We start from the raw sequence: 13,077 nt of genomic DNA, 5'->3' as shown, positions 1-13,077 counted from the left end.
CGCCGATTCCCGGCATTCTCCATGAGATTACGGTGAGAAGGCCGAACGAAGGCCCCGATCGGCCCCGGATCGACTCTAGACCGGGGTCACATAGGCACCGGCGATGCCTCCGTCGACCAGGAACTCGCTCGCCGTGATGAAGGACGAATCGTCGCTGGCGAGGAAGGCGACCGCGGCCGCGATCTCCTCGGGCCGGGCGAAGCGGCCGAGCGGAATGTGCACCAGCCGGCGGGCCGCGCGATCCGGGTCCGCGGCGAACAGCTCGCGCAGCAGCGGGGTGTCCACCGGCCCCGGTGAGAGCGCGTTGACACGGATGCCCTCGCGGGCGAACTGCACGCCCAGCTCGCGCGACATCGCCAGCACCCCGCCCTTGGAAGCGGTGTAGGAGATCTGCGAGGTGGCCGCGCCCATCCGGGCCACGAAGCTGGCGGTGTTGATGATCGAACCGCGCCCGTGCCGCCGCATGTACGGCAGCGCCGCCTTGCAGCAGAGGTAGACCGAGGTCAGGTTGACCTCCTGGACCCTGTGCCAGGCGGCCGGCTCCGTGGTCAGGATGGAGCCGTCCTCGGGCGGCGAGATGCCCGCGTTGTTGAAGGCGACGTCCACGCTGCCGTACGTCTCGTAGGCCTGGTCGAAGAGCGCCTCGACCATGTACGGGTCGGTCACGTCGGTGTGCACGAAGAGGCCGCCGACCTCCTGGGCGGCCGCCTCGCCGGTCGCCTCGTCGACGTCGGCGCACACGACCTTCGCCCCCTCGGAGGCGAGCCGGCGGGCGGCGGCCAGGCCGATGCCGCTGCCCGCGCCGGTGATCACGGCGGTCCGGCCGACCAGGCGCCGGCAGACCGGGCCGTCCTTCCCGGCCGCGGCAGGCTTCTCGCTCATGGCTGGCTCCTACTCCTCGCTCTGGATGAACACGTTCTTGGTCTCGGTGAAGGGGACCAGCGCGTCCGGCCCGAGCTCCCGGCCGATGCCGGACTCGCCGAACCCGCCGAAGGGCGTCCAGTACCGCACCGAGGAGTGCGAGTTGACCGAGAGGCTGCCCGCCGCGACGCCCCGGGCCAGGCGCAGCGCGCGGCCGACGTCCCGCGTCCAGATGGACCCGGAGAGTCCGTAGCGAGTCCCGTTGGCCAGCCGCAGGGCGTCCGCCTCGCCGTCGAAGGGGAGCACCACCGCGACCGGGCCGAAGATCTCCTCCGTCGCCGCGGGCACGGTCGGGTCGGTGGGCGCGAGCACGGTCGGCGGGTACCAGAAGCCGGGGCCGTCGGGGACCGCGCCGCGGGCCAGCACCGGCAGCTCGGGGGTGACGTAGGAGGCGACCCGGCGGACCTGGGCGGCGGAGATCAGCGGGCCGAGCTCGGTGGCCGGGTCGGCCGGGTCCCCGGTGCGGACGGCCTCGACGGCGGGCAGCAGCAGGGCGAGGAAGTCGTCGAGGGCCTCGCGCTGGACCAGGATGCGGCTGCGCGCGCAGCAGTCCTGGCCGCTGTTGTCGAGGAAGGACATCGGGTCGGCGGCGCGGGCGAGGTCGGCGTCCGCGAAGACGATGTTGGGGCTCTTGCCGCCGAGTTCGAGGGTGACCCGCTTGGCCTGGGCGGCGCACCGGGCGGCGACCTCCTTGCCGACCAGGGTCGAGCCGGTGAAGACGATCTTGCGGACGGCAGGGTGGTCGACCAGTGCCCGACCGGTGGTGGCGCCGGCCCCGGGGACGACCTGGAACAGGCCCTCCGGGAGCCCGGCGGCGAGGGCGAGTTCGGCCAGCCGCAGCGCGGTGAGCGGGGTGGCCTCGGCGGGTTTGAGGAGGACGGCGTTGCCCGCGGCCAGGGCCGGGGCGAAGCCCCAGGCGGCGATCGGCATCGGGAAGTTCCACGGGGCGATCACCCCGACCACGCCGATCGGCTCGTGGAAGGTGACGTCCAGGCCGCCGGCCACCGGGATCTGGCGGCCGGTCAGCCGCTCCACCCCGCCGGCGGCGTACTCCAGCAGGTCGCGGACGTTGCCGGCCTCCCAGCGGGCGTTGCCCACGGTGTGCCCGGCCTCGCTCACCTCCAGGGCGGCCAGCTCGGGGATGTGCACCTCGACCTGGTCGGCGAAGCGGCGCAGCAGCCGGGCGCGCTCACCGGGGGCGAGCGCGGCCCAGCCCTGCTGGGCCTTGAGGGCGAGCTGGACGGCGGCGTCCAGCCGCGCCGGGGTGGTGTCCGGGACGGTGCCGAGCACCTCCCCGGTGGCCGGGTTGAGGACGGTGCTGACGGCGGGACTCCCCACGCGGCTCACATCCGCTCGAAGGATCGGTAGCGCTCCCAGTCGGTGACGGCGCTGTCGTACGCGGACTGCTCGACCCGGGCCATGTGCAGGTAGTGCTCCACGACGTCGTTGCCGAAGGCGGCGCGGGCGAGCTCGCTCTGCGACCAGCGGTCGGCGGCCTCGCGCAGCGAGCCGGGCACCCGGGTGTACTCGTCGGCGGCGTAGGCGTTGCCGAGGCAGGGCGTGGGCAGTTCGAGCTTCTGCTGGAGGCCGTGCAGACCGGCGGCGATCATGCCCGCCACGGCGAGGTACGGGTTGACGTCGCCCCCGGGGACGCGGTTCTCCATCCGCAGGCTCGGACCGCGGCCGACCACCCGGTAGGCGCACGTGCGGTTGTCGCGGCCCCAGGCGACGGCGGTCGGGGCGAAGGAGCCGGGCCGGTAGCGCTTGTAGGAGTTGATGTTGGGCGCGTAGAGCACGCTGAACTCGCGCAGGGCGACGAGCTGGCCGGCGAGGAAGTGCCGCATGGTGTCGGTCATCCGGCCGTCGCGGTCGGCGAAGGCCGGGGCGCCGCCCGGGACGCGGAGGTCCCGCAGCGAGAGGTGGATGTGGCAGCTGTTGCCCTCGCGCTCGTCGTACTTGGCCATGAAGGTGAGTGCGCAGCCCTGCTGGGCGGCGATCTCCTTGGCGCCGGTCTTGTAGACGCTGTGCTGGTCGCAGGTGGTGAGGGCGTCGGCGTAGCGGAAGGCGATCTCGTGCTGGCCGAGGTTGCACTCGCCCTTGGCCGACTCGACGACGAGGCCGGCGCCGGCCATCTCGTTGCGGATCCGGGCGAGCAGCGGCTCGACCCGGGCGGTGCCGAGCAGCGAGTAGTCGACGTTGTACTGGTTGGCCGGGGTGAGGCCGCGGTAGCCGCCGAGCCAGGCCTGTTCGTAGGTGTCGCGGAAGACCAGGAACTCCAGCTCGGTGCCGATGTCGGCCGCCAGGCCGTACTCGGCGAGGCGCTCGATCTGACGCCGCAGCACCTGCCGGGGCGCGGTGTCGACGGGGTGGCCGCCGTGCCGGGCGAGGTCGGCGGTGACCTGGGCGGTGCCGGGCTGCCAGGGGGTGAGCCGGAGCGTGCCGAGGTCGGGGCGCATGGCGAAGTCGCCGTAGCCCGTCTCCCAGGAGGACTGGGCGTAGCCGTCGACGGTGTTGAGGTCGATGTCGACGGCGAGCAGGTAGTCGCAGGCCTCGGCGCCGTGCTCGGCGACCTCGTCGAGGAAGAACCGGGCGGCGAAGCGCTTGCCCTGGAGCCGGCCCTGCATGTCGGTGAAGGCGAGCGCGACGGTGTGGATCTCGCCGGCGTCGACCAGCGTGCGCAGCTCGCCGAGGGTGAGCGGCGCGCGCGGCCGCGCGGTCGCGGCGGTGTTGTCGGGCATGACGGGACCCTCCCCTTCGCTCACTCAGCGAGATCACACGGTCACAGCGAACCGTACGGCCTGCCACGGACAGCGCGGAAGAGGGCGGACGGGTGTGGCGCGCCGATACGCGTGGTTGACGGGGTATCAGGCGGGGCTGGAGGAGAATGCCCGCCATGGATCGCAGGCCTTTCATCGGCGTCAGCACCTACCAGGTGGACGTGAGTTGGAGCGACTGGCGGAACCGCCCGGTGGCACTGGTGCCCGAGCGGTACACCGCGTACGTGCGGGATTCGGGCGGGATCGCGCTCCTGCTGCCGCCGGACTCCCCGGAGCGCGCGCCGGAGGTGCTCGCCCGGCTGGACGCCCTGGTCATCACGGGCGGACCGGACATCGACCCGGCGTACTACGGGCAGCCGCCGCACCCGCTGACCGAGGCGGACTCGCCGGAGCGGGACCAGTGGGAGTCGGCGCTGCTGCGGGCGGCCCTGGCGGCGGGCATGCCGCTGCTGGGCATCTGCCGGGGCATGCAGGTGCTGAACGTGGTCTGCGGCGGCTCGCTCGTCCAGCACCTCCCGGACGTGGTGCACCCCGACGTGCACGCCGGGACGCCCGGCACGTACGGGGAGCACACGGTGCGGCCGGTGCCCGGGACGCTCCTCGGCGGACTGCTGCCGGAGAGCGAACTGACCGTGCCGACCTTCCACCACCAGGCGGTGGACCGGCTCGGCGCGGGGCTGCGGGTGAGCGCGCACGCGCCGGACGGCACCGTGGAGGCGGTGGAGGGACCCGGGTTCACCCTCGGGGTGCAGTGGCACCCCGAGCAGGGGGACGACCTGCGGGTGATGCAGGCCCTGGTCCGGGCTGCGACGGCGGCCCGGACGGTCCCGCTGGAGCCGGTCGGCGCGCTCGGTTAGACCCGCCCGGCCCGCCGGGCGGTCACGGCCACCGGTCCGGCGGGCCGCACGGTCACCGCGTCGGCCGCCACGGCGGTCGGGGCGGGGCCGAGCCGTCCGACCTGCCCGATTCGCGTCTTCCCTGCTCAGCGGTGGCGCGGCGGCACCGGGCGGGGGTCGCGCCGCGGCAATGACAACGGTCTCCAGTGCAGCCTTTGGATCTTCCTTCGATCTGCGGTTCACTTCGACTGCGGGGCGTTCGCCTCCCTGCCTCCACCCCCGCGCGTCCAGGAGAGGACTTCGATGGCCGGGCACGACCACTCCCACGATGATCATGCGCATGACCACCGGCGCGGCGACGGGCCCGCGCGGAGCGGGCACGGCGGGCACGGTCACGGCGGGCACGGTCACGGCGGGCACTCGCACGGCGTGGCCGCCGACGCCGACCGCCGCTGGCTGGTGAGCGCCCTCGCGCTGATCGTGGTGTTCATGGCCGGCGAGGTGGTGGTCGGCTTCGCCGCCGGGTCGCTGGCGCTGATCTCCGACGCGGCGCACATGCTCACCGACGCCGCCTCGATCGTGCTGGCCCTGGTGGCGATGCGGCTGTCCGCCCGCCCGGCCCGCGGCGGCTACACCTACGGGCTCAAGCGCGCCGAGATCCTCTCCGCCCAGGCGAACGGCGTCACCCTGCTGGTCCTCTCGGCCTGGCTGGGCTACGAGGCCGTCACCCGGCTGATCGACCCGCCGGACGTGACCGGCTCGCTGGTGCTGGTCACCGCGCTGATCGGGATCGTGGTCAACCTGGCCGCCGCCTGGTGCATGTCCAAGGCCAACCGCAGCTCGCTCAACGTCGAGGGTGCCTTCCAGCACGTGGTCACCGACCTCTACGCGTTCATCGCCACCGCCGTCGCCGGCGCGGTGATGCTGACCACCGGGTTCGCCCGGGCGGACGCGATCGCCTCGCTGATCGTGGTGGCGCTGATGCTGAAGGCCGGCATCGGCCTGGTCCGCGCCTCCGGGCGGATCTTCCTGGAGGCCGCCCCGGCCGGCGTCGACCCGGACGCGGTGGCGGACCGGCTGGTCGCCCAGCCGCTGGTGGAGGAGATCCACGACCTGCACATCTGGGAGATCACCTCCGGCCAGCCGGCCCTGTCGGCGCACATCCTGGTCACCCCGGGCGGTGACTGCCACGCCGTCCGCCGGGAGCTGCAGCGCCGGCTGGCGGGCGAGTACGGGATCACCCACAGCACCCTCCAGGTCGACCACGTCGGCGAGGACGAGGCGGGCGCGCTGCTGCAGATCACCACCCCCGCCGGCGACCTCCCCGAGCACTGCGCCGACTCGCACGGCCCGGTCCACCGCGCCGGACCGCACGAGCACTGAGCCCGGGGCGCCGAAGCCGGGACAGAGGGACCCCGGGAGCGCCGGAACCGGCGGGCTGTCGGCCGGGTACGGCATGATCTGAGACGTGACCGCACCGCGACTGATGCTGCTCGACTCCGCCAGCCTGTACTTCCGGGCCTACTACGGCGTGCCGGACTCCCTGCGCTCCCCGCAGGGCGAACCGGTCAACGCCGTCCGGGGCCTGCTGGACTTCATCGCCCGACTGGTCCAGGACCACCGGCCCGACCAGCTGGTCGCCTGCATGGACGCCGACTGGCGCCCCCAGTGGCGGGTCGACCTCGTGCCCTCCTACAAGACCCACCGGGTCGCCGAGGCGGCCGTCGACGGCGAGGAGGAGGTGCCGGACACGCTCGCCCCGCAGGTACCGGTGATCGAGCAGGTGCTGGACGCGCTCGGCATCGCCCGGGTCGGCTCCCCCGGCTACGAGGCGGACGACGTGATCGGCACCCTCACCGCCCGGGCCGAGGGCCCGGTGCAGATCGTCACCGGGGACCGCGACCTCTTCCAGCTGGTCGACGACGCCCGCGGGATCACCGTGCTCTACCCGGTCAAGGGGATGGGGAACCTCCAGGTCACCGACGACGCGCTGCTGCTGGAGAAGTACGGCGTGCGCGGCGCCCGGTACGCCGACATGGCCGCCCTGCGCGGCGATCCCAGCGACGGCCTGCCCGGTGTCAAGGGGATCGGCGAGAAGACGGCCGCCCAGCTGATCAACGAGTACGGCGACCTCCCGGCGATCCGGGCCGCCGCCCTCGACATCCGCTCGAAGCTCACCCCGGCCCGCCGGCGCAACATCGTCGAGGGCGCGGCCTACCTGGACGTCGCCCCGACCGTGGTCCGGGTCGCCGCCGACGCGCCGCTGCCGCCCTTCGACCCGGCCCTGCCGCGCGAGCCGCTGGACCCGATGACCCTGGAGGAGCTCTCCGCCCGCTGGGGCCTCGGCACCTCCCTGGAGCGCGTCCTGGCCGTACTCGCGGCGCGCTGACACCCCGGCAGCACGAAGGGGGCCCGTCGTCGATGACGACGGGCCCCCCTTCGGCGTGCGACGGTCAGCCCACCGAGGAGTAGGCGATGATGCCGCGGCGGAGGCCGTCGACGGCCTTGCGGGCCGTCCGGCGGAGCTCGGCGTCCTCGCCGGCGGCGTCCTGGATCTGGCCGAGCACGTCGATCAGCTGCTTGGTCCAGCGGACGAAGTCACCGGCCGGCATGTCGGCGTCGCGCAGCACCGAGTCCAGGTTGTGGCCGAGGGCCCAGCGGTACGCGGCCCAGGCGAAGCCGACGTCCGGCTCGCGCTGCCCGACGCCCTCGGCGGTGTTGATCCGGTGCTGCTCCTCCAGGGCGTCCAGGTGGCCCCAGATCCGGATCATCTGGCCGAGTGCCTCCTTGGTGCCGCCCTCGGGCACCCGGGGGGCGGCGGCGTCGTCGGACTGCCGGGACTCGTAGACCAGCGCCGAGGCGCAGGCCGCCAGCTCGGCGGCGGCCAGACCGCTCCAGACGCCCTCGCGGATGCACTCGGAGGCGAGCAGGTCCAGCTCGCCGTAGAGCCGGCCGAGCCGCTTGCCGTCGTCGGTGACGGTGTCGCCCCGGAGGTAGCCGAGGTCGGTGAGCAGGCCGCAGACCCGGTCGAAGGTGCGGGCGATGGTGTGGGTGCGGGAGCGCATCCGGCGCTCCAGCTGCTCGGTGTCGCGGTGCAGCCGGTGGTAGCGCTCGGCCCAGCGCGCGTGGTCCTCGCGCTCGTCGCAGCCGTGGCACGGGTGCTGGCGCAGGGCGGCGCGCAGCCGGCTGATCTCCGCGTCGTCGGCGGCGGCCGCGCGGCCCTTGCGGAACCGCTCGGGCTCCAGGTGGCCGGCCTTGGTGCGCAGCGCGGAGGCGAGGTCGCGCCGGGACTGCGGGCTGCGCGGGTTGAAGGACTTGGGGATGCGCACCCGCTCCAGGGCGGCGACCGGGTGCGGGAAGTCGATCATGGCGAGCCGCTTGACCTGCCGCTCGGCGGTGAGCACCACCGGGCGCGGGCCGTCCTGGAAGTCGGGGTGGCGCGAGCCGACCCGGCCGTTGCGGCTGACCGGCGGCAGGCCCGGGTCGAGGACGAGCGCGAGACCGGCGAACTTGCCGGTGGGGACGTGGATGACGTCGCCCGGCTTGAGCTGCTCGATGGACTCGACGGCGGCCGCGCGGCGCTGGCTGCTGCCCTCGCGGGCCAGCTCGTTCTCGCGGTCCTTGAGCTGGTGGCGCAGGCCCATGTACTCGTCGAAGTCGCCCAGGTGGCAGGTCATGGACGCGCGGTAGCCGTCCAGGCCCTCCTCGTTGCGCTGGACCTGGCGGGCGATGCCGACCACCGAGCGGTCCGCCTGGAACTGCGCGAAGGACGTCTCCAGCAGCTCGCGGGAGCGGTGCCGGCCGAACTGCGAGACCAGGTTGACGGCCATGTTGTACGAGGGCCGGAAGGACGACTTCAGCGGGTAGGTGCGGGTGCCGGCCAGGCCGGCCAGCGCCTCCGGGTCGAGCCCGCGCTGCCAGAGCACCACGGCGTGGCCCTCGATGTCGATCCCGCGGCGGCCGGCCCGGCCGGTGAGCTGGGTGTACTCGCCGGGGGTGATGTCGGCGTGCGTCTCGCCGTTCCACTTGACCAGCTTCTCCATGACCACCGAGCGGGCGGGCATGTTGATGCCGAGGGCCAGTGTCTCGGTCGCGAAGACGGCCTTGACCAGACCCTTCACGAAGAGCTCCTCGACCACCTCCTTGAACCGCGGCAGCATCCCCGCGTGGTGGGCGGCGATGCCGCGCTCCAGCCCGTCGAGCCACTCGAAGTAGCCGAGGACGTGCAGGTCCTCGTCGGGGATGTCGGCGCAGCGCTCCTCGACGATGGCCCGCACCCGGCCCCGGTCCTCCTCCTTGTTGAGGCGCAGCCCGGAGCTGAGGCACTGCTGGACGGCGGCCTCGCAGCCGGCCCGGCTGAAGATGAAGGTGATCGCGGGGAGCAGGCCCTCGGCGTCGAGCCGGTCGATGACGTCGACCCGGCCGGGCGTCCAGACCTTGCCCGGGCGGCCGTTGGGCATCGAGCGGCCCCGGCCGCGGCCGAACCGGTCGCGCGGGTTGCGGTCCAGCTCGGAGCGGGCGAGCCGGACCAGCTCGGGGTTGACGGCCTTGGCCGGGTTGCGCGGGGCGTCCTTGGGGCGGCCGTCGCGGTCCGGGTTGGCGAACAGGTCGTACATCCGGTTGCCGGCCATGACGTGCTGCCACAGCGGCACCGGGCGGTGTTCGGAGACGATCACCTTGGTGCCGCCGCGCACGGTGTCCAGCCAGTCGCCGAACTCCTCGGCGTTGGAGACGGTCGCGGAGAGCGAGGCCAGCACCACCGACTCGGGGAGGTGGATGATGACCTCCTCCCAGACGGCGCCGCGGAAGCGGTCGGCGAGGTAGTGCACCTCGTCCATCACCACGTAACCGAGGCCGTTGAGCGAGGAGGAGCCGGCGTAGAGCATGTTGCGCAGCACTTCGGTGGTCATGACCACTACGGGGGCGTCCCCGTTGACGCTGTTGTCACCGGTCAGCAGGCCGACCTTGGCCGCGCCGTAGCGCTTGACCAGGTCCCCGTACTTCTGGTTCGAGAGCGCCTTGATGGGCGTGGTGTAGAAGCACTTGCGCCCGGACTGGAGGGCGAGGTGCACGGCGAACTCGCCGACGATCGTCTTGCCGGAGCCGGTGGGCGCGGCGACCAGCACGCCGTCGCCGCCCTCCAGCGCCCGGCAGGCCTCCAGCTGGAAGTCGTCCAGCGGGAAGTCGTAGAGCTGCTGGAAGCCGTACAGGGCGCTGGCCTGCTCCTTGGCCCGGCGGCGGAAGGCCGCGTACGCCTCGGCGGGGCTGAGCTCCCGGTCTTCGGGCTGCTCGGGCTCAGGGGTGTTCATCGCCGTCCGGGTGTGATTGGTGTGATCTCGCATCTCAGCGAGAGGTTACCCGGGAGGACTGACATCGATAGCACTGATTTTTTCGCGCTACCGGATCGGTTCTCTCTCACATCCATAGTTGCAAATGTCTTCAAGCAGCGACGAAGCGGCCATCTTCGAACGTCTCCGGTCATTCCCGGTGCCACGCCGTCCCCTCTCCCTACATTCGGTCCCAGAGCCACCACGCAGGGGAGTCCCCCGCTCACAGGAGGAGAAGACGATGGCGAACCTGGAGACCTCGCTCAAGGAGGCCATGGCGATCGAGGGCGCGATCGGCGTGGCCCTGGTCGACTACGGCAGCGGCATGGCGCTCGGCACCCTCGGCGAGGGCGGCGAGCTGGACCTCAACGTCGCCGCCGCCGGCAACACCGACGTGGTCCGGGCCAAGATGCGGGCCATGGAGCTGCTCAACCTCCATGACAACGAGATCGAGGACATCCTGGTCAGCCTCACCAGCCAGTACCACCTGCTCCGGCCGCTCACCATGCCGAACGGCCGGGGGCTCTTCCTGTTCCTGGCGCTCAACCGCAGCCGCGCCAACCTGGCGATGGCCCGCCACCACCTCAAGCGGATCGAGGTCGGACTGGAGATCTGACCGGGCCGGGCACCAGGAAAGGAGCGCCGTGGCGGTCGCGCTGTACCAGGCCAAGGCCGAGTTCTTCCGGATGCTCGGCCACCCCGTCCGGATCCGGGTGCTGGAATTACTGCAGGCCGGACCGACGCCCGTCCGCGACCTGCTGGCCGAGCTGGCGATCGAACCGTCCAGCCTCTCCCAGCAACTCGCCGTGCTGCGCCGGTCCGGCATCGTCACCGCCACCCGGGAGGGCAGCACGGTGGTGTACGCGCTGTCCGGGACCGAGGTCGCCGACCTGCTGCTCACCGCCCGGCGGATCCTCACCGGGCTGATCGCCGAGCAGAGCGTCCTGCTCGCCGAACTCCGCGCCGGCGCCGACTGACGCCCGGCCCGACGGCCCCTGGACGCCGCATCACCTCACAGGCGGGTGATGTGTGACATTTCACATGGCGCCCTACTGGTCCGGGAAGGTACCTCGCGGCGACCATCGGGCCGTGACCCTCACCGATCCCTTCCTCGACCTCAGCGCCCGCACCGGCCGCTTCGGCCACGGCGCCCCGCGCGCGATCACCCTCAGCGAGGACGGCACCCGACTGCTGCTGCTCCGCTCGGCCGGCCCGCAGGACCGGGTCGACCGGCTCCACCTCCTCGACCTCGCCACCGGCGAGGAACGCCTGGTCGCCGACCCCGCCGTGCTCGCTCCGGGCCGCGGCGGTGACCGCGACGACCTGCCCGCCGTCGAGCGGCGGCTGCGCGAACGGACCAGGCTGACCGCCGCCGGCATCGGCACCTTCGCCGCCACCGCCGACCTCGCGGTCGCCGTGTTCACCCTGGACGGGCGGCTGTTCCGCGCCGACACCACCGCCGGCACCTGCGCCGAACTCCCGGTGACCGGACCGGCCTTCGACCCGCGCCCCGACCCGGCCGGCCACCGCGTCGCCTACGTCGCCGACGACGCCCTCCACGTCACCCCGGCGCCCGCGCCGCTGAGTCCCGCCGACGGCGCCCGCTGGGGCGTCGCCGAGTTCGCCGCCGCCGAGGAGCTGGGCCGCGCCCGGGGCCACTGGTGGCGCCCGGACGGCGGCGCGCTGCTGGCCACCCGGGTGGACGAAGCCGCCCTGCCCCGGCGCTACTTCGCCGACCCGGCCCACCCGGACGAGCGGCCCGAGGACTTCGCCTACCCGCAGGCCGGCGGGCCCAACGCGGACGTCCAGCTCTGGATCCTCGACCTGGACGGCGCCCGGACCCGGCTGCGCTGGGACGCCGAGGCGTTCCCCTACCTCTGCGCGGCCGAGTGGGCCGGCACCGGGGAGGTCCTGCTCACCGTCGCCGACCGCCTCCAGCAGAACGTGCTGCTGCTCACCGCCGACGCGGCCACCGGCACCACCCGTGAACTCTCCCGCACCACCGACGAGTTCTGGGTGGACGACCTGCCCGGCACCCCCGCCCGGCTGGACGGCGGCCGGCTGCTCACCGCCCACGACACCCCCGCCGCCCGCGGCCTGGCCGTGGACGGCAGGCCGCTGGACACCACCGGCCTGCAGATCCGCCGGGTGGTCGGGCGGCTGCGCGGCAGGCTGCTCTGCGAGACCGGCCAGGGCGACCCCGCCGACCAGTACGTCCACCTGGTCGACCCGGACGGCGGCGCCCCCGAGCCGGTCAGCTCCGGCCCCGGCGTGCACTCCGCGCTGGCCGCCGCCGACACCCTGCTGCTCGTCTCGGCCGGCCCCGACGGCGTCCGCCGCCGGCTGACCGGCCCCTGGGGCGAGGCGGCGCCCACCGACCTGTCCGCCGTCCTGCCGTACCGGGTCGAACCGCGGCTCGCCCGGGTCACCGAACACGGCCTGCCCACCGCCGTGGTGTACCCGCGCAGCCATCTGCCCGGCCGGCGGCTGCCCGTCCTGCTCGACGTCTACGGCGGCCCGGGCTACCAGGCGGTGGCCAACGAACCGCGCCGCTGGCAGCTCCGCCAGTGGTGGGCCGACCAGGGCTTCGCGGTGGTCACCACCGACAACCGGGGCACCCCGTTCGTCTCCCCCGCCTTCACCCGGGCGATCTTCCGCCGCTTCTCCGCGGCCGCGCTGGAGGACCAGGTCGCCGCGCTGCACGCGCTCGCCGCGGACCACCCCGACCTCGACCTGGGCCGGGTGGGCGTGCGCGGCTGGTCCTACGGCGGGTACTTCGCCGCTCTCGCCGTGCTGCGCCGCCCGGACGTCTTCCACGCCGCCTGCGCGGGCGCGCCGCCCACCGACTTCCGCCGGTACGACACCGCGTACACCGAGCGCTACCTCGACCTGCCGCAGCACAACCCCGAGGGCTACGCGGCGGACTGCCTGATCGACGACGCGCCGTCGCTCACCCGGCCACTGCTGCTGATCCACGGCCTGGCCGACGACAACGTGCACCCCTCGCACACCCTGCTGCTCTCCCAGGCGCTCACCCGGGCGGGCCGCCCGCACAGCGTGCTGCCGCTGCCGGGCGTCACCCACATGACCCCGGACGGGGTGGGCGAGCAGGTCACGGCGGCCGAACTCGCCTTCCTGCGGGGCGCCCTGGGGTAGCGGTGGCGGGGGCCCCGGCGGAGAAGGACCGGGTGCAGCCCCCCCCAGGAACCGCACCGC

The 13,077-nt window shown here is 73.6% G+C and carries 10 protein-coding genes; 6 read left to right on the top strand and 4 right to left on the bottom strand.

Annotated features, from left to right (window positions below; translation table 11 throughout):
* Positions 1-75 precede the first annotated feature (75 nt).
* From ACZ34W_RS13225 to ACZ34W_RS13215, 3 genes are read right to left on the bottom strand one after another with little or no spacing between them, the layout of a single operon-like run.
* Positions 76-882, bottom strand: a complete 807-nt coding sequence (locus tag ACZ34W_RS13225) for a 3-oxoacyl-ACP reductase (RefSeq protein WP_329486885.1) — start codon at positions 880-882, stop codon at positions 76-78.
* Between the two features lie 9 nt (positions 883-891).
* Positions 892-2,259 carry an aldehyde dehydrogenase family protein gene (locus tag ACZ34W_RS13220; RefSeq protein ID WP_329486886.1) on the bottom strand — a complete coding sequence of 456 codons (1,368 nt, stop codon included), beginning with the start codon at positions 2,257-2,259 and terminating at the stop codon, positions 892-894.
* A gap of 5 nt (positions 2,260-2,264) precedes the next feature.
* The gene (locus ACZ34W_RS13215) at positions 2,265-3,659 is read right to left on the bottom strand and encodes a glutamine synthetase family protein (RefSeq protein ID WP_329486887.1); all 1,395 of its coding nucleotides are present in this window, start codon (positions 3,657-3,659) and stop codon (positions 2,265-2,267) included.
* 155 nt (positions 3,660-3,814) lie between these two features.
* Between ACZ34W_RS13215 and ACZ34W_RS13210 the strand changes: the two genes are divergently transcribed.
* The 3 genes from ACZ34W_RS13210 to ACZ34W_RS13200 all read left to right on the top strand — a co-directional run bounded on the left by ACZ34W_RS13210 (position 3,815) and on the right by ACZ34W_RS13200 (position 6,923).
* Positions 3,815-4,555 carry a gamma-glutamyl-gamma-aminobutyrate hydrolase family protein gene (locus ACZ34W_RS13210; RefSeq protein WP_329486888.1) on the top strand — a complete coding sequence of 247 codons (741 nt, stop codon included), beginning with the start codon at positions 3,815-3,817 and terminating at the stop codon, positions 4,553-4,555.
* A gap of 282 nt (positions 4,556-4,837) precedes the next feature.
* Complete coding sequence (locus tag ACZ34W_RS13205; RefSeq protein WP_465603687.1) at positions 4,838-5,917, top strand: cation diffusion facilitator family transporter; 1,080 nt, start codon at positions 4,838-4,840, stop codon at positions 5,915-5,917.
* A gap of 103 nt (positions 5,918-6,020) precedes the next feature.
* The gene (locus ACZ34W_RS13200; RefSeq protein ID WP_329492052.1) at positions 6,021-6,923 is read left to right on the top strand and encodes a 5'-3' exonuclease; all 903 of its coding nucleotides are present in this window, start codon (positions 6,021-6,023) and stop codon (positions 6,921-6,923) included.
* Positions 6,924-6,987: 64 nt separating this feature from the next.
* Here ACZ34W_RS13200 and ACZ34W_RS13195 read toward each other — a convergent pair whose 3' ends face one another.
* Positions 6,988-9,843 (bottom strand): DEAD/DEAH box helicase, encoded by a 2,856-nt coding sequence (locus ACZ34W_RS13195; RefSeq protein WP_329486891.1) that lies wholly within the window; start codon positions 9,841-9,843, stop codon positions 6,988-6,990.
* Between the two features lie 259 nt (positions 9,844-10,102).
* Here ACZ34W_RS13195 and ACZ34W_RS13190 point away from each other — a divergent pair, with 259 nt between their 5' ends.
* From ACZ34W_RS13190 to ACZ34W_RS13180, 3 genes are all read left to right on the top strand, one after another.
* Complete coding sequence (locus tag ACZ34W_RS13190; protein WP_329486893.1) at positions 10,103-10,477, top strand: hypothetical protein; 375 nt, start codon at positions 10,103-10,105, stop codon at positions 10,475-10,477.
* Between the two features lie 28 nt (positions 10,478-10,505).
* Positions 10,506-10,838, top strand: coding sequence for an ArsR/SmtB family transcription factor (locus ACZ34W_RS13185; RefSeq protein ID WP_329486894.1), 333 nt, complete (start codon positions 10,506-10,508; stop codon positions 10,836-10,838).
* Positions 10,839-10,950: 112 nt separating this feature from the next.
* Complete coding sequence (locus ACZ34W_RS13180) at positions 10,951-13,017, top strand: S9 family peptidase (RefSeq protein WP_465603685.1); 2,067 nt, start codon at positions 10,951-10,953, stop codon at positions 13,015-13,017.
* Positions 13,018-13,077 lie beyond the last annotated feature (60 nt).

Source organism: Kitasatospora sp. NPDC022856 (assembly GCF_055561235.1).
The sequence above is the reverse complement of the archived record's forward strand: the minus strand, read 5'-3'. Positions and strand labels throughout refer to the sequence as shown.